Source organism: Glycomyces tenuis DSM 44171 (genome assembly GCF_000427885.1).
Classification (GTDB): domain Bacteria; phylum Actinomycetota; class Actinomycetes; order Mycobacteriales; family Micromonosporaceae; genus Glycomyces; species Glycomyces tenuis.
On record NZ_ATYW01000015.1, the window covers coordinates 92,166 to 109,930 of the forward strand.

At 70.1% G+C, this 17,765-nt stretch carries 20 protein-coding genes and 2 tRNA genes; 5 read left to right on the top strand and 17 right to left on the bottom strand.

The features are described 5' to 3' along the window. The first annotated feature begins 50 nt into the window (after positions 1 to 50). From YWW_RS0116400 to YWW_RS0116410, 3 genes are all read left to right on the top strand, one after another. Positions 51 to 728, top strand: coding sequence for a Crp/Fnr family transcriptional regulator (locus tag YWW_RS0116400; protein WP_026924818.1), 678 nt, complete (start codon positions 51 to 53; stop codon positions 726 to 728). Between the two features lie 208 nt (positions 729 to 936). Next, positions 937 to 1,215: a F0F1 ATP synthase subunit epsilon gene (locus YWW_RS0116405; RefSeq protein WP_026930955.1), complete on the top strand. Its 279-nt coding sequence runs from the start codon at positions 937 to 939 to the stop codon at positions 1,213 to 1,215. Between the two features lie 3 nt (positions 1,216 to 1,218). Further along, a complete protein-coding gene (locus YWW_RS0116410; RefSeq protein ID WP_035701671.1) occupies positions 1,219 to 1,653 on the top strand; it encodes a DUF2550 domain-containing protein in 435 nt (144 codons plus the stop codon). A 41-nt stretch (positions 1,654 to 1,694) separates the two neighbouring features. Here YWW_RS0116410 and YWW_RS0116415 read toward each other — a convergent pair whose 3' ends face one another. The 5 genes from YWW_RS0116415 to YWW_RS31035 form a co-directional block, all read right to left on the bottom strand. Next, positions 1,695 to 2,117, bottom strand: coding sequence for a type II toxin-antitoxin system VapC family toxin (locus YWW_RS0116415; protein ID WP_035701669.1), 423 nt, complete (start codon positions 2,115 to 2,117; stop codon positions 1,695 to 1,697). Beyond that, positions 2,114 to 2,338 carry a ribbon-helix-helix domain-containing protein gene (locus YWW_RS31030; RefSeq protein WP_035701666.1) on the bottom strand — a complete coding sequence of 75 codons (225 nt, stop codon included), beginning with the start codon at positions 2,336 to 2,338 and terminating at the stop codon, positions 2,114 to 2,116. The genes YWW_RS0116415 and YWW_RS31030 overlap by 4 nt, the downstream gene beginning before the upstream one ends. 164 nt (positions 2,339 to 2,502) lie before the next feature. Then, positions 2,503 to 2,703: a helix-turn-helix domain-containing protein gene (locus YWW_RS0116425; RefSeq protein WP_035701729.1), complete on the bottom strand. Its 201-nt coding sequence runs from the start codon at positions 2,701 to 2,703 to the stop codon at positions 2,503 to 2,505. 38 nt (positions 2,704 to 2,741) lie between these two features. Then, positions 2,742 to 3,593 carry an ABC transporter permease gene (locus YWW_RS0116430; RefSeq protein ID WP_026930959.1) on the bottom strand — a complete coding sequence of 284 codons (852 nt, stop codon included), beginning with the start codon at positions 3,591 to 3,593 and terminating at the stop codon, positions 2,742 to 2,744. Then, positions 3,590 to 4,546, bottom strand: coding sequence for an ABC transporter ATP-binding protein (locus YWW_RS31035; RefSeq protein ID WP_211228595.1), 957 nt, complete (start codon positions 4,544 to 4,546; stop codon positions 3,590 to 3,592). Before YWW_RS31035 ends, YWW_RS0116430 begins: the two co-directional genes overlap by 4 nt. Before the next feature lie 208 nt (positions 4,547 to 4,754). Between YWW_RS31035 and YWW_RS31040 the strand changes: the two genes are divergently transcribed. Further along, positions 4,755 to 6,938 (top strand): heavy metal translocating P-type ATPase, encoded by a 2,184-nt coding sequence (locus YWW_RS31040; RefSeq protein WP_081687521.1) that lies wholly within the window; start codon positions 4,755 to 4,757, stop codon positions 6,936 to 6,938. A gap of 57 nt (positions 6,939 to 6,995) precedes the next feature. Here YWW_RS31040 and yjfF read toward each other — a convergent pair whose 3' ends face one another. The 5 genes from yjfF to YWW_RS0116465 form a co-directional block, all read right to left on the bottom strand. Next, positions 6,996 to 8,021: a galactofuranose ABC transporter, permease protein YjfF gene (gene yjfF, locus YWW_RS0116445; RefSeq protein WP_026930960.1), complete on the bottom strand. Its 1,026-nt coding sequence runs from the start codon at positions 8,019 to 8,021 to the stop codon at positions 6,996 to 6,998. Continuing rightward, complete coding sequence (locus tag YWW_RS31045) at positions 8,018 to 9,115, bottom strand: ABC transporter permease (RefSeq protein ID WP_081687522.1); 1,098 nt, start codon at positions 9,113 to 9,115, stop codon at positions 8,018 to 8,020. Before YWW_RS31045 ends, yjfF begins: the two co-directional genes overlap by 4 nt. After that, the gene (locus tag YWW_RS0116455; protein WP_026930961.1) at positions 9,112 to 10,632 is read right to left on the bottom strand and encodes a sugar ABC transporter ATP-binding protein; all 1,521 of its coding nucleotides are present in this window, start codon (positions 10,630 to 10,632) and stop codon (positions 9,112 to 9,114) included. Before YWW_RS0116455 ends, YWW_RS31045 begins: the two co-directional genes overlap by 4 nt. A 105-nt stretch (positions 10,633 to 10,737) precedes the next feature. Then, positions 10,738 to 11,724: an ABC transporter substrate-binding protein gene (locus YWW_RS0116460; RefSeq protein WP_026930962.1), complete on the bottom strand. Its 987-nt coding sequence runs from the start codon at positions 11,722 to 11,724 to the stop codon at positions 10,738 to 10,740. A gap of 168 nt (positions 11,725 to 11,892) precedes the next feature. After that, the gene (locus YWW_RS0116465) at positions 11,893 to 12,474 is read right to left on the bottom strand and encodes a cob(I)yrinic acid a,c-diamide adenosyltransferase (RefSeq protein WP_026930963.1); all 582 of its coding nucleotides are present in this window, start codon (positions 12,472 to 12,474) and stop codon (positions 11,893 to 11,895) included. Between the two features lie 25 nt (positions 12,475 to 12,499). Here YWW_RS0116465 and YWW_RS0116470 point away from each other — a divergent pair, with 25 nt between their 5' ends. Then, the gene (locus YWW_RS0116470; RefSeq protein ID WP_026930964.1) at positions 12,500 to 13,351 is read left to right on the top strand and encodes a 3-hydroxyacyl-CoA dehydrogenase family protein; all 852 of its coding nucleotides are present in this window, start codon (positions 12,500 to 12,502) and stop codon (positions 13,349 to 13,351) included. Between the two features lie 92 nt (positions 13,352 to 13,443). Here the strand turns inward: YWW_RS0116470 and YWW_RS0116475 are convergent, their stop codons facing one another. The 7 genes from YWW_RS0116475 to YWW_RS0116505 all read right to left on the bottom strand — a co-directional run bounded on the left by YWW_RS0116475 (position 13,444) and on the right by YWW_RS0116505 (position 17,636). Further along, positions 13,444 to 13,866: a MaoC/PaaZ C-terminal domain-containing protein gene (locus YWW_RS0116475; protein WP_026930965.1), complete on the bottom strand. Its 423-nt coding sequence runs from the start codon at positions 13,864 to 13,866 to the stop codon at positions 13,444 to 13,446. After that, the gene (locus tag YWW_RS31050) at positions 13,863 to 14,261 is read right to left on the bottom strand and encodes an FAS1-like dehydratase domain-containing protein (protein WP_051325918.1); all 399 of its coding nucleotides are present in this window, start codon (positions 14,259 to 14,261) and stop codon (positions 13,863 to 13,865) included. The genes YWW_RS0116475 and YWW_RS31050 overlap by 4 nt, the downstream gene beginning before the upstream one ends. Before the next feature lie 16 nt (positions 14,262 to 14,277). Beyond that, a complete protein-coding gene (gene rpmG, locus YWW_RS0116485; RefSeq protein WP_342673579.1) occupies positions 14,278 to 14,445 on the bottom strand; it encodes a 50S ribosomal protein L33 in 168 nt (55 codons plus the stop codon). A gap of 100 nt (positions 14,446 to 14,545) precedes the next feature. After that, positions 14,546 to 14,617, bottom strand: a tRNA-Met gene (locus YWW_RS0116490). A 96-nt stretch (positions 14,618 to 14,713) separates the two neighbouring features. After that, positions 14,714 to 14,786: transfer RNA gene (locus tag YWW_RS0116495), tRNA-Thr, on the bottom strand. Between the two features lie 90 nt (positions 14,787 to 14,876). Then, positions 14,877 to 17,351 (bottom strand): putative bifunctional diguanylate cyclase/phosphodiesterase, encoded by a 2,475-nt coding sequence (locus tag YWW_RS31055; protein WP_051325919.1) that lies wholly within the window; start codon positions 17,349 to 17,351, stop codon positions 14,877 to 14,879. Between the two features lie 75 nt (positions 17,352 to 17,426). Beyond that, a complete protein-coding gene (locus YWW_RS0116505; protein ID WP_026930967.1) occupies positions 17,427 to 17,636 on the bottom strand; it encodes a hypothetical protein in 210 nt (69 codons plus the stop codon). Positions 17,637 to 17,765: the final 129 nt, after the last annotated feature.

Here is a 17,765-nt window from a genome sequence, read left to right on the forward strand (position 1 = left end):
TAGACTCAGTACTTGCACTAGCGGTGCGTTGAAGAAAGGTGCGAACGGACATGGAAGATGTATTGGCCAGGGCCGCCCTGTTCAAGGGCGTCGACCCCGAAGCTGTCGAGTCACTCATCAAGGAGATGGAGTACGTCGACGTCAACAAGGGCCAGACCGTCTTCACCGAGAACGAGCCGGGCGACAGTCTTTACATCGTCATGTCCGGGAAGGTGAAGCTCGGGCGCCGCTCCGCCGACGGCCGCCAGAACCTGATCGCGGTCATGGGCCCCTCGGACATGGTCGGCGAGCTCGCCCTGTTCGACCCCGGTCCGCGCACCGCCACCGCGACCGCGCTCACCGACACCCGCATGGCCCGGCTGTCCAAGACCGCGCTGCGGCCGTGGCTGGCCAACCGGCCCGAGATCGCCGAGCAGCTGCTGCGTGTGATCGCCCGCCGCCTGCGGCGCACCAACGACTCCATGGCCGACCTGATCTTCACCGACGTGCCCGGCCGCGTCGCCAAGGCGCTGCTGCACATGGCCAGCCGCTTCGGCACCCGCGACGGCGGCGTCCTGCGCGTGACGCACGACCTCACCCAGGAGGAGCTGGCGCAGCTCGTCGGCGCCTCCCGCGAGACGGTCAACAAGGCGCTCGCCGACTTCGCCGGGCGCGGCTGGCTGCGCCTGGACGGCAAGAGCGTCATCATCATGGACCCCGAGCGCCTCGCCCGCCGCGCCCGCGTCTGACCGAGCGGCACGCGGCGGTCCGTGACCGGCGCCGCACCGCCGCCGACGCGGACCCGCACAGCGCCCGAGACCCCCGGCCGAGCCGGGGGTCTCGTCGTCTCTCATGCGGGTGATCCTCGGGTCCGCCCGGGGTGGTCGATTCGACGCCGGCGCCCGCGGCGTCTAGACTTCCCCCTATCCATCCTCGGAGTCTGCTTGAAGGAGCGTTGTGGCCAAGCAACTGAACGTCGAAGTCGTGGCCGTCGAGTCGAAGGTGTGGTCCGGCGAGGCGACGGCGGTCTACGCGCGCACCACCGAAGGCGAACTCGGCGTCCTCCCCGGCCACCAGCCGCTGCTCGGCGAGCTCCAGGTCGGCAGCCAGGTCCGCATCCACACCGGCGGGGCCGAGCACGCGTGGCAGATCGAGGGCGGCTTCCTGTCGGTCACCACCGACGGGGTGACCATCCTCGCCGAGACCGCCGAAGCGGTCGACTCCGCCGCGGCGTAGGCCATGGTCAAGGCACTGCTCGTCGCCGCCGCCCTGGCGGTCGCCGTCGCGGTGTTCCTCCTGCTGACCTACGTCCGCCGCTCCGTGCTGTCCAAGCACGGCTCGGTCGCGATGGCCGCGAGGCTGTCGCGGCGCATGGCCGGACGCGGGTGGGCCCCCGGTTTCGCCGTGTACGAGCGCGGTTCGCTGCGCTGGTACCGGATGTTCTCCTTGGCGTACGGGCCGCGCTACACGCTCGCCCGCGCCGACCTCCAGGTGGCCGAGCGGCGCGAGCCGGCCGGCCCCGAGGCCCAGATCTTCCCGCCGGAGGTGGCGATCCTGCGGTGCAAGAGTTCCACCGGTGAGGTGGAGTTGGCGATGACCGACTCGGCCGTCACCGGTTTCCTGTCCTGGCTCGAGGCCGCTCCTCCGGGGGCGGCCTTTTACGAAGGCCGCTGAGCTCCGCCGTCCGGCAGGGCGTGTGTAGGACCTCAGTCCGGTCACCGGTCTTTCGGCAGCAGCCGGAACGCTCCGCCCTGCAGTGGTGTCACTGGCCGGAAATCCCGTTCGTCGCGGGTGAGCAGGTCGGTGGTGTGATAGCGGTGGGCGAGAACGACCAGGCTGGCATCGGCGAGGCCGAGATCCAGGGCTTTGTACTCGGCGTCGACTTTGATCGCCGTCAGCAGATCCGCGTGCGACAGCGACGGGACTTCGATCATTCCCCCCTCCAGCAGCCGCACCAGAATGCCGCGCGCCGCCGCGCCGCTCACGACCTTTCGCACCAGGTAGTCGAACTCGGCCAGCACCAATGGGCTCACGAGCAGCGGCCGCGGTTGCGAAGTGGCGAGTTCGCGCACCGCCATGTGGTGCGGATCGTCAGCGTTGACCAGACTGAGGAGGCAGTTCGTGTCGCAGACGATCACTCGCCGAAGCCACTCGATCGCAGGAACTCCTCATCGTCGTCCAGCGCCGCGAGTTCAGGGCTGTGGATGGTCGGCAGCTTGTCCCACTGCGGCGCTTCGGACGCCAGCCCGGCCGCGAGAAGCTCACGGATCAACTCGGCCTCGGCCACGCCGCGCTGGGCGGCGCTTCGCCGGAGGGCGTCCTTGAGGTCCTCGGGCAGATAAACCGTGGTCTTCAACATGACTCAAGAATGCCATACGTATGGCATGCCTGCGGTCGATGAAGGCGGGCGGTCCCGCTCCCGGCGGCCTGTGGGTGTTGTGGCCGATCGGGGAGCGGAACCGCCCCTGATTCAGGTTCTGTGCGCGGCTGGGCTCATGTTCCCTCGCCGAGGCGCGGCCGTACTCACGTTCCCTCGCCGAGTCTCGGGAACGGCTTGGTGGAGAAGACGACCTCCACGGCGACCTCGAAGTACTCGGCGATCTTCAGCGCCAGGTACAGACTGGGGCTGTACTCGCCGCGTTCGAGGTAGCCGACGGTCTGGTAGTGGACGCCGAGGGCGTCGGCGAGCTGGCGGCGCGAGATGCCCCGTTCGGCGCGCAGCATCGCGATGCGGTTGTGCACGACGTCGTCGGCCACGTGCCCTACCCCCAGTTCTGCTGCATCTTCTCGCGCCGGGCCGTCATCGTCGATCCCGACTCACGGCGCGCCATGCGGCTCAACAGCTTCGGCGCGAACGCCAGCGACGCCACCGCCCAGGCCGCGAGCACGATGAACATCGTAAGCGTCCGCCAGTCCCCGCCGATCTCCACCGCCACGGCACTGTCGGGCAGCAGGGCGTGCCGCATGCCGAGCCCGGTCCAGTAGGTGGGGAAGACCTGCCCGATGACCTGGAGCCACTCCGGCAGCGCCGTGACCGGGTAGAAGATGCCGGAGATCGCGACGAGCCCCATGAACGGCATCATCACCAGCGCCATGCTGCTGGGGTTGTCGAACAGCGCCCCGAGGACGGCGCCGAGCGGGATGGTCGCCACCAGGCCGAGCGCCAGCACCGCCAGGAACAGCAGCCAGCGGTCCGGGGAACCGAATTCCACGCCGTCGAAGAACACCAGGCCCACGACCAGGAGCACCACGACGTTGAAGGCGGTGACGAGCGCCGTCATGCCGAGTTTCCCGACCAGGTAGCCGGTCATGCCTCCCGGCATCGACTTGGCGCGCAGCATGGTGCCGTTGGTGCGGTCCAGCAGCATGGTGCTGAGGACACCGAGGGCGCCGCCCCAGACGATCATCATGCCGATCAGACTCGGCATGTTCATCGAGCCGAGGGAGACAGGGGAGTCGTCGACGTCGACGCCGCGCAGGAACAGCAGCACCGTGACCGCGAGGGCGAGCGGGAAGACGATGCCCACTACCTCGGACGGCGTGGCCAGGGAGATCCTGGTCTCGATCAGGGCCCGGCGCCACCCGGTCTTGTAGGCGTTCACAGCGGGGTTCACTTGGTGGCCTCCTTCTTGGCGAAGCTTGCGAGCCATAACTTGGACAAGAACTTGTCGACGGCGGCCTCGGCCTCGCCGGCCTCGAACTGCTCCACGAGCGTCATATAGGCCTCTTCGAGGCTGGCCCGGCGGATCTCCAGGTCGGTGACCGCGCCCTCGTCGGTGGCGAGGAGCTTGCGCGCGAACGCGGTCGCGTCGTCGGTGGCGTGGACCTGGAGCCGCCCGTCCTGCATCCACTTGACCTCGGCGGTGGTGGCGGCGGCACGGGCGAGCTGGTCGGGCGAGCCGTCGGCGATGATGCGGCCGCCGGCGAGGATGAGGATGCGTTCGGCGAGCTTCTCGGCTTCGTCGAGGTCGTGGGTGGTCAGCAGGATCGTGGTGCCCTCGAGATCGGTGAGCCGGTGGATGAGCTCGTGGAACTCGCGGCGGGCGTGCGGGTCGAAACCGGTCGTCGGCTCGTCGAGGAACAGCAGCGCCGGGCGCCCGATGATGCCCAGGGCCACGTCGAGGCGGCGGCGCTGGCCGCCGGAGAGCCTCTGGACGCGCTGCTTCGCCTGGGTGGCGAGGCCGACCACGTCGAGCAGTTCGTCGGCGCCCCACGGCTCGGCGTACGGGCGGTAGTAGTCGCCGAAGTGGGCGACGAGGTCCCGCACCCGCCATTTGCCGTTGTCGCGCCACTCCTGGAGGACGATGCCCATGCGGGCCTTCCAGCGCTCGCCGCCGTGCTCGGGGTCGGCGCCGAGGACTTCGACACTGCCGGCGGAGCGGGAGCGGAAGCCTTCGAGGATCTCGATCGTGGTGGTCTTGCCGGCGCCGTTGGGGCCGAGGAGGGCGGTGACGCCGCCGGCTTCGATGGTGAAGTCGACGCCTTTGAGGACGTCCTTGTCGCCGTATCGCATCCGGAGATCGGACACGGCGATGGCGTGGCCGGCGTCGGTTGGGGGCTGCGCCATGATCACCTCCATCATAGGAGTCGTTCGATTGATAGCAGGAATACTACATCTTGACGAACAACTCCGCAATCCGTTATGGCGTCGTGCCGGTTTCAGGCCGAGCGAGCCGGGCATTCGAGGAGTCGCAGTGGCGTTCGGCACCTTGGAATATATACCCCCCTAGGGTATGTTGTGCTGAGGCGTACGACGACCCTCGAAGGAGCCGACGATGAGCGACCACCACGCCCCGCACGGGCACCACGGCCACCACCAGGCCGAACACGCGGACCACGAGCGCCACCGGGCCGAGCACGGGCACCACGGCCATGAGGCCCGCGAGCCCGGGGCCCCCGTTCCGCACGAGCACCGCCAAGCGCACCCCGACCACACCGCCCAGGCGGGCCACGGCTCCCACGCGGGGCACGACAAGCACGCCGGACACGACCCGGAGGCCTTCCGCCGCAAGTTCTGGCTGACGCTGGCGCTGACGGTCCCGCTCGTCGCCACCAGCCCCATGATCATGGACTGGTTCGGGTACACACTGGACTTCCCCGGCATCGGGCTCGTCGGCCCCGTGCTCGGCACCGCCGTGTTCGGCTACGGCGGCCGGCCGTTCCTCGTCGGCGGCGTCCGCGAGATCCAGAGCCGCGCCCCCGGCATGATGCTGTTGATCGCCACCGCCATCACCGTCGCCTACGCCGCCTCCCTCGCCACCGCGTTCGGCCTGTTCGACCTCGACTTCTGGTGGGAGCTCGGCGCGCTGGTGACGATCATGCTGCTGGGCCACTGGCAGGAGATGAAGGCCATCGGCCAGGCCCAAGGGGCGCTCGCCGCGCTCGCGGCCCTGCTGCCCGACGAGGCCGAACGCATCGGCCCCGACGGCCGGGCCGCTTCGGTCCCGGTCGCCGAACTGGCCGTCGGCGACCTCGTCCTGGTCCGCTCCGGCGCCCGCGTCCCCGCCGACGGCCAGATCGCCGAAGGCGAGGCCGAACTCGACGAGTCCATGATCACCGGCGAGTCCAAGCCCGTCCCCAAGGGCCCGGGCGAACGCGTCGTGGCCGGGACGGTCGCCACCGACTCGGCGATCCGCGTCCGCGTCGACGCCGTCGGCGACGACACGGCCCTGGCGGGCATCCAGCGCCTCGTCTCGCAGGCGCAGTCCTCGCGCGGCAGAGGCCAGGTCCTGGCCGACCGCTTCGCCGCCGCCCTGTTCTACGTGGCGATGGGCGTCGGCGCCGTCACCTTCGCGGTCTGGTCCCTCGTCGGCGACGTCGCCTCCGGCGTGGTCAGGACCGTCACGGTCCTCGTCATCGCCTGCCCGCACGCCCTCGGCCTGGCGATCCCGCTCGTCATCGCGATCACCACCGCGGTCTCGGCGAAGTCCGGGATCCTCGTCAAGGACCGGCTCGCGATCGAGCGGATGCGCACCGTCGACGCCGTCCTGTTCGACAAGACCGGGACGCTCACCAAAGGCGAGCACACCGTCGCCGGGATCGCCGGAGCCGACGGCGTCGACTCGGGCGAGGTCCTGCACCTGGCCGCCGCCGTCGAGTCCGACTCCGAGCACCCGCTCGCGCGGGCGATCGTCGCCCACCACGGCCACGCGCACGGCGAAGGCGCGCACGCGAGCGACTTCCGCTCCCGCACCGGCAGAGGCGTCGAGGCCACCGTGGACGGGCGGCGCCTGGCCGTCGGCGGGCCCGCGCTGCTGCGCGAGCTCGGCGCCGAGGCCCCGCGCGAACTCGGCGGCGAGACCGAGCGCTGGTCGGCCCGCGGAGCGACGGTCCTGTACCTGGTCGATCTCGGGCCGTCCCGGGTGCTCGGCGCGATCGCGCTCGAAGACGAGATCCGGCCCGAAGCGAAGCAGGCCATCGCCGAGCTGCGCTCGCAGGGGATCGAGACGATCGCGATGATCACCGGCGACGCCAGAGCCGTCGCCGAGGCCGTCGCCGCCGACCTCGGCTTCACCGGACGCGACGAGGTCTTCGCGGACGTGCTGCCCGCCGACAAGGACCGGGCCGTGGCCGAACTCCAGGGCCGGGGCCTGACCGTGGCGATGGTCGGCGACGGCGTCAACGACGCGCCGGCGCTCGCCAGGGCCGACGTCGGCATCGCGATCGGCGCGGGCACGGACGTGGCGATCGAGTCCGCCGGAGTGGTGCTGGCCTCCTCGGACCCGCGCGGCGTCAGCGGCGTGATCCGGCTGTCGAAGGCGAGCTACCGCAAGATGATCGAGAACCTCGCGTGGGCGGCGGGCTACAACGTCGTCGCGATCCCGCTCGCGGCGGGCGTGCTGGCCTGGGCCGGGTTCACCCTGAGCCCGGCCGTCGGAGCGGTGCTCATGTCGGCCTCGACGATCGTCGTGGCGCTCAACGCGCAGCTGCTGCGCCGCGTCGAGCTCGCGCCGCGGTAGCGCCGAGCGCCGGGGCCGCCGGCCAGTGGGGGGCCTGCGGCCCCGGCGCCGTCCCGGTCAGCCTTTGCGCTTCTCCCCCGAGCGGGCCAGGACCCGTTGCAGCAGGATGAAGGCCAGCAGCAGGACGCCGACGACGATCCTGGCCCACCACGAGGACAGGTTCCCCTGGAAGGCGATGATCGTCGAGAGCAGGCCCATGACCATGACGCCCGCGACCGTGCCGAGGACGAAGCCGGCGCCGCCGGTCAGGAGCGTCCCGCCGACGACGACGGCCGCGATCGCGTCGAGTTCGAAGCCGACGCCGGCGAGCGGGTTGGCGCTCTTGGTGTAGAACGCGGCGACGACGCCGCCGAGCGCGGCGCAGAAGCCGCTGATGGCGTACACGCCGATCTTGGTGCGCGCCACCGGCAGGCCCATGAGCAGCGCCGACTGCTCGGAGCCGCCGACGGCGTACACGCCGCGCCCGAACCTGGTGTAGTGCAGGACGACGAACGCGACGATGACGACGGCGAAGGCGATGAACGAGATGTACGGCAGGCTGAAGCCGCCGTCCCGCGGGTCGCCGAACTCGACGCGCTCCATGCCCCACGAGAAGAAGTCGATCTCCCTGATGGACACGTCGTGGTCGGAGATCTGGAGCGTCAGGCCCCGGTAGAGGAACAGGCCCGCCAGAGTCGCGATGAACGGCTGCACGTTGAAGTAGTGGATGACCGCGCCGGTGAAGGTGCCCGAGAGGACCCCGAAGGCGAGCACGGCCGGGACGGCGACGCTCGCGGGGAGTCCGGCGTCGACGGTCAGCCAGGCGCAGGCCATCGTCGAGAACGCCATCACCGAGCCCACCGACAGGTCGATGCCGCCCGAGAGGATCACGAACGTCATGCCGACGGCGACGATGAGGAGCGCGGCGTTGCCGATGAACAGGTCCGGGATCAGCTGCGGGTTGTCGAAGTTGCGGTAGCGGGCGATCCCGCCGAGGTACATGGCCGCCAGCAGCACCACGGTGGCGCCGACGGGGATGTAGCGGCTGAGGCCGTCGAAGAGCGTGGAGCGGGTCGGCCGCTCGGTCAGCGTGGTGCTGCTCATTTGGCGAGGGCTTTCTCGGGGTCGGGGTCGGTGGGCGCCGGCTCGGCCGCTCTGGGCCGGAACGGTCTGAGGATCCAGGCGCGGAACTCCGGCGACTGGAGCATCGCGACGATGAACACCACGATCGCCTTGGCGGTGAACTGCCACTGGCTGGACAGGCCGACGTTGATGATGGTGACCTCGAGGGTGCCGATGATGACCACGCCGACAGTGGTGCCCAGCAGGAAGAACCGGCCGCCCATGAGCGCGGTGCCGCCGATGACGACCGCGAGGATCGCGTCCAGTTCGATCCACAAGCCGCCGTTGTTGGCGTCGGCGCTGCCGAGGTTGGCCGCGCCGATGAGCCCGGCGAGCCCGGCGCAGGTCCCGGCGATGAGGTAGGCCAGGACGGTGATGCCCTTGGAGCGGATCCCGGCCAGGCGGGACGCCTCGGGGTTGCCGCCGACCGATTCGAGCAGCATGCCCAGGGCGGTGGTGCGGGTGAGCAGGACGAGCGCGGCGAAGACGGCGGCGCCGATCCAGATCGGCACCGGGACGGTCGCTATGGCGCCGCGCCCGAGTTCGACGAACGGCGAGCTGTCGGCGACGGTCGGGATCTGCCCGCCGGTGATGAGCTGGGCGATGCCCCGTCCGGCGATCATGAGGATCAGGGTCGCCACGATCGGCTGGACGCCGAAGTGGGCGACCATGGTGCCGTTCCAGGCGCCGATGAGGGCGGCGATCGCGAGCGCGAGCGCGACGGCGGCGGCGACGGCCCCGACCGCGGACTGGTCGCGGCCGGCCAGGTACTGGCAGGCGATGGCCGCGCCGATGGCGTAGACCGCGCCGACCGACAGGTCGATGCCCTTGGTGGCGATGACGAGCGTCATGCCGAGCGCGATCAACAGCAGCGGCGCGGCGCGGCGCAGGATGTTGACGAACGCGCCGGAGAGCCGGTCGTCGTGGACGTCGGGGACGATGAAGTCGAAGCCGGTGACGGCGATGTTGACGATGAGCAGGGCCGCGAGGACGATGAGCGGCCACATGAGCCGCTTGAGGTAGGCGCCGGCCCGCCCCTCGCCCGCCGTCCGGCCCGCGTTGGACGCCTTGCTCATTCGGCGCCCCCTCGGGTGACGATCGTGTCGACGATGCGTTCGGTGGTCATGTCGGACTCCTGGTGGAGGACGTCGATGAGCTCGCGGTCGCGCAGGACGGCGATCCGGTCGGACAGCCGGGTGACCTCCTCGAGCTCGGCGGAGACGAACAGGACGGCCATGCCGCCCTCGGACAGCTCGGCGACCAGGCGCTGGATGTCGGCCTTGGCGCCGACGTCGATGCCGCGGGTGGGCTCGTCGAGGATGAGCAGGCGCGGCTCGATGAGCAGCCAGCGGGCCAGGAGGACCTTCTGCTGGTTGCCGCCGGAGAGGTTCTTGACCGGCAGGTCGCCGTTGGCCGGCCGGATGTCGAGTTTGGCGATGAACTCGGCGACCAGTTCGGCGCGGCGGGCGGGCGGGATGGCCCTGGCCCAGCCGCGGGAGGCCTGCATCGCGAGGATCATGTTCTCGGCGACGGTCAGCTCCCCTACGAGCCCTTCGGTCTTGCGGTTCTCAGGGCAGAAGCCGATGCCGCGCGCGGCGGCGGTGCGGGGGTTGTGGCCGCCGAGCCTTCGCCCGTCGAATTCGATCGCGCCCGAGTCGTGGCGGTCGGCTCCGGCGATGAGCCGGACGGTCTCGGTGCGGCCCGAGCCGAGGAGCCCGGCGAGCCCGACGACCTCGCCTTCGCGGATGTCGAGGTCGAAGGGGGCTATGGCGCCCTTGCGGCCCAGGCCCTTGGCGGAGACGAGCGGCGCCGCTTCGGCCGCGCCTCCTGCGGAGGAGCGCCGTTCGAGCGCTTCGAGCGCCTCGATCTCGCGGCCGAGCATGTGGCCGATGAGCTCGTTCTCCGGCAGTTCGGCCGTGGCCCATTCGCCGACGAGCCTCCCGTTGCGCAGCACGGTCATCCGGTCGCAGATCTCGTAGACCTGGTCGAGGAAGTGGGAGATGAACACCAGGGCGCAGCCGTTGTCGGCGAGGGTGCGCATGACGCGCAGCAGCACGGCGACCTCTTCGCGGTCGAGCGAGGAGGTCGGCTCGTCGAGGATGAGGACCTTGGCCTCGATGTCGACGGCGCGGGCGATGGCGACGAGCTGCTGCGTGGCGATCGAGTAGGACGACAGCGGCGCGGCGACGTTGAGGTCGACGCCGATGTCGGACAGCAGGGCCTGCGCGCGGCGGCGCATGGCGCGGAAGTTGATGAACGGCCCCAGGCGCGGCTCGCGCCCGGCGAAGAGGTTCTCGGCCACCGACAGGTTGTCGGTGAGGTTGACCTCCTGGTAGACCGTGGAGATCCCGCCGGACTGGGCGTGGCCGGGGCTGTGGAAGCGGACCGGCCGGCCGTCGAGGAGGATCCGTCCGGCGTCGGGGCTGTGGACGCCGGTGAGGACTTTGATCAGTGTGGACTTCCCGGCGCCGTTCTCGCCCATGATGGCGTGGATCTCGCCGGGCCGGAGGGTGAAGTCGACGCCGTCGAGGGCGCGGACTCCGGTGAAGTCCTTCGTGATGCCGGTCATCTGGACGATCGGCTCGTCGGACATGGGCTCTCACCTTCGCTCGGTGGACGGGTCGGAGGGCTGGGGCGTCCGGGCGGCCGGCGGGACTCGGTCTCGCCGTCGCCGCCCGGACGCGGGGCGGTCGACCGTCTAGAACTGCCGGTTGGGCAGCTCGGCCTCGAACTGGTCGGCGGTGAAGGCGCCCTCTTCGACGGGGGTGAACTTCTCGACGTCCTCGCCGTTCGCGACCTGGACGACGAGGTCCATCAGCTGGTCGCCGAAGGCGGGGTTGCACTCGACGATGTAGTTGAGCTTGCCTTCGACGCCGGCCTGGAATCCGGCCTTGGAGCCGTCGACGATGATGATCTTGATGTCCTCGCCCGGCACGTACCCGGCCTCTTCGATCGCCTGGATCGCGCCGAGGCCCATCTCGTCGTTGTGGGCGTAGAGGAGGTCGATGTCGTCGAGGCCGTGGGTCGAGATGAAGGTCTCCATGACGGCCTTGCCGCCTTCGGCGGTGAAGTCGCCGGACTGGGAGTCGACCAGTTCGTACGAGAAGCCCTCGGAGTCGAGGACCTCGAAGAAGCCCTCGTTGCGGTCGTTGGCCGGCGCCGCGCCGACGGTGCCTTCGAGCTGGAGGATGCGGGTGGTGTCGTTCTCGGCGAACTCCTGTGTGGTCCAGGTGCCGGCCTTGCGGCCCTCCTCGACGAAGTCGGAGCCGATGCGGGTGACGTAGAGGTCCTCGTCGGCGGCCTCGATGCCGCGGTCGGCGAGGATCACGGGGATGCCGGCCTGCTCGGCCTCGGTGAGGATGTCGGTCCAGCCGGTCTCGACCACCGGTGCCAGGACGATGACGTCGACCTTCTGAGTGATGAAGTTGCGGATCGCGTCGATCTGCTTCTCCTGCTCCTGCTGGGCGTCGACGAACTGGAGGTCGGCAATGCGGTCGTCGGCGGCGGCCGAGTCCTGCACGGACTGGGAGTTCGCGGTGCGCCAGGCCGATTCGGCGCCGACCTGGGCGAAGCCGACGACCAGTCCGTCCTCGGAACCGCCGCCGCCGTCGTCGCCCGAGCCGCAGGCCGCCGCGCTGAGGAGGAGTGCTCCGGCCGCTAGGCCGGCAAGGGATTTCTTGAGCACGGGAGTGCTGCCTTTCTACTGGAGTGAGATTTTGAGGGATTTGAATTCATTAGGTGCATGTTACCGATCATATTTTTGCCGGTGTTACCGCTCAGGTCAAGGCTCGACGGTCCGCGAGGCGTAACAATTCAGCAACGCAGGGGCAGCAGTGTCCAGAATGAACCGGTGTTACTGCTGCGACTTCCGGGGCTGCCAGAGGATGTCGCCGCCGGGATTGGCGGTGCGCGCCAGTACGAACAGCAGATCGGAGAGCCGGTTGAGGTAGGTGACCGGAACCGGGTGGGTCGTCTCCGGCTCGGCCTCCAGCAGTGTCCACGTCGAACGCTCGGCGCGGCGGGCGACGGTGCACGCCTGATGCAGCAGGGCCGCGCCCGGCGAGCCGCCGCGCAGCACGAAGGACCGCAGCGGCTCCAACTCGGCGTTGAACTCGTCGATCCAGCCCTCCAGGCGCGTCACGTAGCCCTCGTCGATGCGCAGCGGCGGATGCCTCGGGTCCTCGGCGACCGGAGTGGACAGGTCGGCGCCCACGTCGAACAGGTCGTTCTGGACCGCCAGGAGGATCGCGGTCATGTGCTCGTCGATCTCGCCGCCGGCGAACGCCAGCGCCGTGCCGACGGCGGCGCCCAGCTCGTCGACGTCGCCGTAGGCGGCGAGCCTGGGATGCGTCTTCGGCACGCGGGAGAAGTCGGCGAGGCCGGTGGTGCCGTCGTCGCCGGTCTTGGTGTAGATCCTGGTGAGATTGACCGCCATGCCTTCGACCATATAGCCTCTGCCCATGGCGCATGTGGCGGTAATCGGTTCGGGACTGATGGGTTCGGGCATCGCGCAGGTCGCGGCCCTCGGCGCTTGGGACGTGACGCTGATCGACAGCGATCCGCGCGCCCTGGAGCGGGCGAGGGCGTCCATCGGCGACTCCCTCGACAAGTTCGTCGCGAAGGGCAAGGTCGCCGAGGACGAGGCGCGGGCGGCGCAGGGCCGCATCGCCTCCACCACCGACCTGGGCGCGGCCGCCGGCGCCGAGATCGTCGTCGAGGCGGTGTTCGAGCGCCTGAACGTCAAGCAGGAGGTCTTCGCGCGGCTCTCGGAGGTCTGCGGGCCCGAGACCGTGCTGGCGACGAACACCTCGGCCATCCCGATCACGGAGATCGCCGCGGCGGCCGCGCACCCCGAGCGGGTGGTGGGCACGCACTTCTTCTCCCCGGTGCCGATGATGCGGCTGTGCGAGCTGGTGCGCGGGCTGCACACCGGCGACGAGGCGCTGGAGCGGGCGCGGTCCTTCGCCGAGAGCGCGGGCAAGACCTGCGTGGTGGTGAACCGGGACGTGGCCGGTTTCGCGACGACGCGGCTGATCTGCGCCTTCGTGAACGAGGCGGCGCGCCTGGTCGAAGACGGGGTGATCTCGGCCGAGGACCTGGACACGGCCTGCCGCCTGGGCTTCGGCCACCCGATGGGGCCCCTGGCGACGGCGGACCTGACCGGTGTGGACGTGATCACGCACGCCACCGAGAACATCTACGACGACACGGCCGACCCGAAGTTCTTCCCGCCGGCGCTGCTGCGCCGGCTCGTGGCGGCCGGTGAACTGGGCCGCAAGAGCGGCAAGGGCTTCTTCGCCTACGGCGAGTGAAGGAGGGGCGCGCTCGCCACGACAGGGCGGTAACGGCTTTCCGCAGCGGTGCGGGCGCGTCGGATCGCGCTTGCCGGACGGCGGCGCCCGCTTCAGTTCGAAGTGAGCGTGGCCCGCGCCGGGGCGACGACCTTCTCGCCGCCGCTGAGTGCCGTGATCGCGAGCTCGACCGAGCCGGTCTCGGCCTTGCGCACCTTGGCCTCCACGTCGACGACGGCCCCGGTCCCGGCCGGGACGACGACGGGCTTGGCGAAGCGCGCCGAGAACTCGCCGAGCGAGGCGTCAAGGCCGGCCTCGGCCGCCCATTCGAGCACGGCCCGCGAGATGAGGCCCATCGTGTACATGCCGTGGGCGATGACGTCGGGCAGGCCCGCGGCCTTGGCGGCGGCCTCGTCGAGGTGGATGGGGTTGCGGTCTCCGGAGGCCTCGGCGTACGCGGCGAGGTCGGCGCGCGAGACGGGGAAGGAGGCGGCGAAGACCCGGTCTCCGGGGGTGAGGTCGGCGAGCTCGGTCACTGGGGGTCTCCGGCGACGAAGAGGGTGGTCCACACCTCGGCGGCGAGCCCGTCGGCGTCGGCGACCTCGGTGCGCAGTGTCAACAGGTCATTGCCCGCGACGGTCTTGATCGACTCGACGACGGGCGTGCAGGTGACCTCGGCGCCCGCGCGCAGCTCGCGATGGTAGGCGAAGCGCTGCTCGCGGTGCAGGACCTTCGACCAGTCGAGCCCGAACTCGGGGTCGTCGATGAGCGGGTCCGCGGCGGGCAGCGTGAGGGTGATCAGATACGTGGGCGGCACGGAGGCGGCGTCGCTCAGCCCGAGGGCGCGCGCGAAACGCGACACCGACTCGGCGGTGATCGCCACCGGTCCGGTGGTCGGCAGGGTCCGCCCTGCATACGAAGCGTTGAGCATGCCGGGCGCGCGGAGCCTAGCGGGTCTCTTTGTGAACTCGCGAGGTCTTGCAGCGCGGGCAGTACTTCTTGAGCTCGAGCCGGTCGGGGTCGTTCCGCCGGTTCTTCTTCGTGATGTAGTTGCGCTCCTTGCACTCCACGCACGCCATGGTGATCTTGGGGCGAACGTCGGTAGCCTTGGCCACGATGAGTGCCTTCCTCGTGAAGCAGCGCGCCTCGGGCGCGCCGGTCGGACAAAACAAAAGCGTCGACTAGCCTAGCTCGGTAGTCGACGCTGAACAAAAGTAGCGATGGCCGGGATCGAACCGGCGACACAACGATTATGAGTCGTTTGCTCTACCACTGAGCTACACCGCCGTGCGCCCACTGCCATCAGGATATTCGTCGGAGGCAGTCACAGGACACCGCGCGTGCGGTTCGCGAGGCTCGCCGCCGTATGTCGCAGTGTCTCCGAGCCCCAAAACGGAATCGAACCGTTGACCTTCTCCTTACCATGGAGACGCTCTGCCGACTGAGCTATTGGGGCGCTCGCGCTCTCACGCGGCCTTGACAAGAGTACATGATTCGGCCCGCTCGTCCGAAGCGGGGCCGGTGATGCGGTTCAGGCCACATCCGCTCAGACGGCCCTGAGGCGGCCCGAGCCCTTGCCGCCGCCCTGGGTGTCCAGCCAGGCCGCGAAGCGGTCGGGCGGGAGCGGCCGGGAGAAGTAGTAGCCCTGGCCGATCTCGCACTCCATCGAGCGCAGCTGCTCGACCGTCTGGTGCGACTCGATGCCCTCGGCCACCACGTCGATCTCGAAGTGCCTGGCCAGGCCGAGCACGGCCTTGACGATCGCCCGGTCGTCGGCGTCGGTCGCCATGCCCTGCACGAAGCGCAGGTCGATCTTGATCTCCTGGATCGGCAGCCGCCGCAGGTACGCCAGCGAGGAGTAGCCGGTGCCGAAGTCGTCGACCGACAGCCGCACGCCCGTCTCGTGCAGCCGGTCGAGCCCCGGGGCCAGGCGCGAGCCGTCGGTGACCATGTCGTCCTCGGTGATCTCGAAGGTCAACCGGTCCGGCGGCACGCCGTGACCGGCCAGCAGCTCGGCCACCCGCTCGGGGAAGGCCGCGTCGGCCAGGGTCCGCGGCGAGAGGTTCACCGCCATGCGCAGCGGCCCGTCCTCCCTCGCCCACTCGACCGAGTGGCGCAGTGCCTCGGCCAGCACCATCTCGGTGAGCCGCCCCAGCTGCCCGGTGCTGCCCGCGATCGCGATGAACTCCTCGGGCGAGAGCGGCCCGTACGTCGGGTGCGGCCAGCGCACCAGCGCCTCCGCGCCGACCAGGGCGCCGCTCTCGAGGGCGACCTTCGGCTGGAAGTGGACCTCCAGCTCCCCGCGGTCGAGGGCGCGCCGCAGGTCGGAGGCGAGGCCGATGCGGCGCAGGCTCTCCGATTCGAGTCCCGAGTGGTAGGTCTGGACGCCGTCGACGGCCTGCTTGGCCTGGCGGGTGGCGGTGTCGGCCCGCTGGAGGAGCTCGTCGGCGTCGGTGGCGAAGTCCGGGTGGGTGACGACGCCCACGGCGGCCGAGACCTCGACGGCGACGCCGCCGAACTCGAAGGGGCCCTGCACCTCGCTCCGCAGCCGCCTGGCGGTGTCGGCGGCGGCCTCGGTGGAGGGCAGCCGCGTCTGGAGGATGAACTCGTCGGAGTCGATGCGGCCGATGAAGGAGGCGTCGGGGGCGTGCTCGGCGAGGCGGCGGCTGAACTCGGTGAGGAGGGCGTCGCCCGCCTCGTGCCCGAGGGCGTCGTTGATCTCGTGCATGCCGTCGACGTCGAACATGAGGACGGCGACGACCTCGCCGGGCACGGTGATCGCGATCGCTTCGGCAAGCGCTTCAAGGGAGCGGCGGCGGCTCGCCAGGCCGGTGAGCGGGTCGTGGAAGGCGTCGTAGCGGAGCTGGTCGACGAGCCGCTCGTTCTGGACGGCGATGCTGACGTGCGCGGCGATGGTCTCGAGGAGTTGGAGGTCGCCGGGCACGAAGTGGGACAGCTCACCGCCTATGCGGTCGGCCACTGACAGGCAGCCGTAGACCTCGTCGCCCGAGCGCAGCGGGACGAGCATGGCGCAGCGCAGGCCCGCGGCCTCCAGCTCGGCGTGCTGAGAACGGTTGCCGTTCTTGGGGGTCACGAGCACGCCCTCCCCGGAGGCCATGACCTGGTTCTGGAGGCTGCCGGGGACGGGGTCGAGGTCGGTCAGGCCGGGGTCGTCGACGCCGGAGGTGAGGCGGATCTCGGGGTAGCGGCCGCGGGCCGGGACCCAGACGGTGGCCGACTCGGCCGAGAGGATCTCGCGGAGGCGGCCGAGCATGGCGTCGATGAGGCGGTTGGAGCGCACCGAGTCGACGACGAGCTGCGTGAAGTCGTTGAGCTCGGAGAGCACGTGCCGCTGGCGGCGCAGCCGCATGTAATTGCGGGCCAGGTAGACCACGGCGACGACGACGAAGCCGACGAGCAGGCCCGCCCAGAGCGTGGCGTCGAGCAGGATGAGGAAGATCAGCCCGACGCAGGCGGCGACGACGGGGCCGGCCATGGTGAGGGCGAAGCCGATCCAGGCTTTGACAACGCTGTCCCACCCGGACAGGAAGTACAGCATCAGTGAGATGAAGGCCGTGGTGACGATCCCCATGATGACGATTGCCACGATGAGGACGAGCCACGTGTAGGGGTCGGTCGCCGCCCGCAGGCCCGCGTACTGGACGAACAGCGCCGCCGCGACGGTGCCGGTCGAGGTCAGGCCGATGTTGAACAGCGGCTTGAGCGCACCGATGTCGGTGCGGAGGTAGCGGGAGCCGTAGAAGAGCGTCGAGGCCGCGAATTTGACGGCCACCACCCAGAACGGCGAGAGGTAGAACAGGGCGAGGGCGAGCGGGATGTCGGTGAGGTTGAAGGAGATGCGCATCCCGCGGGCGTGATGCTGCACCAGCAGGCCCTGGGCGACCGTGACGGCGGGCACGAAGAAGGCGAGTTCGAGCAGCGGGAAGCCGTCAGGAGGGCCGAACCCGATGAGTCCGGCGACGCCGCACGAGAGGATGAGGCCGGTGATCACCCATGGCATGACCCGGAATAGTCGGGGGTACCGCTCTCGGATCACCGGCACACCGTCCGAGCGCTGTTCGGCCGCAGCGCGGCCTTAAGCGATCTCGCCCGAGCCGCCGGCGATCTCGCCGGAGCCGCCGGCGATCTCACCTGAACCGGCGCTGGCGATCTCGCCCGAGCCGGCACTCGCGATCTCACCGGATCCGGCGCTGGCCGCCGAGGCGGTTCCGGCGACGATGCCGAACGCGAGGAGACCAGCCGCGGCGGTGGCAGCGACCTTCTTGAGCAGTCTGACCGGTTTCACGAGGCCTCCCGTGAGTTGCTGAGTTCCGTATTGTTCAAGGGGACCAGTACAGCCATCGTGCCACAGTCCTCTCGCACATGGAAAGTCCTGCGACGTGATTCTCAGGCCATTTCTGGCTTCAGTCGAACG

Coding starts and splice junctions, on each gene's coding strand:
- YWW_RS0116400 (WP_026924818.1), top strand. CDS start 51: ATGGAAGATGTATTGGCCAGGGCCGCCCTGTTCAAGGGCGTCGACCCC.
- YWW_RS0116410 (WP_035701671.1), top strand. CDS start 1,219: ATGGTCAAGGCACTGCTCGTCGCCGCCGCCCTGGCGGTCGCCGTCGCG.
- YWW_RS31030 (WP_035701666.1), bottom strand. CDS start 2,338: ATGTTGAAGACCACGGTTTATCTGCCCGAGGACCTCAAGGACGCCCTC.
- YWW_RS0116425 (WP_035701729.1), bottom strand. CDS start 2,703: ATGCTGCGCGCCGAACGGGGCATCTCGCGCCGCCAGCTCGCCGACGCC.
- YWW_RS31035 (WP_211228595.1), bottom strand. CDS start 4,546: ATGGCGCAGCCCCCAACCGACGCCGGCCACGCCATCGCCGTGTCCGAT.
- YWW_RS31040 (WP_081687521.1), top strand. CDS start 4,755: ATGAGCGACCACCACGCCCCGCACGGGCACCACGGCCACCACCAGGCC.
- yjfF (WP_026930960.1), bottom strand. CDS start 8,021: ATGAGCAGCACCACGCTGACCGAGCGGCCGACCCGCTCCACGCTCTTC.
- YWW_RS31045 (WP_081687522.1), bottom strand. CDS start 9,115: ATGAGCAAGGCGTCCAACGCGGGCCGGACGGCGGGCGAGGGGCGGGCC.
- YWW_RS0116455 (WP_026930961.1), bottom strand. CDS start 10,632: ATGTCCGACGAGCCGATCGTCCAGATGACCGGCATCACGAAGGACTTC.
- YWW_RS0116465 (WP_026930963.1), bottom strand. CDS start 12,474: ATGGCGGTCAATCTCACCAGGATCTACACCAAGACCGGCGACGACGGC.
- YWW_RS0116470 (WP_026930964.1), top strand. CDS start 12,500: ATGGCGCATGTGGCGGTAATCGGTTCGGGACTGATGGGTTCGGGCATC.
- YWW_RS31050 (WP_051325918.1), bottom strand. CDS start 14,261: ATGCTCAACGCTTCGTATGCAGGGCGGACCCTGCCGACCACCGGACCG.
- YWW_RS31055 (WP_051325919.1), bottom strand. CDS start 17,351: ATGCCATGGGTGATCACCGGCCTCATCCTCTCGTGCGGCGTCGCCGGA.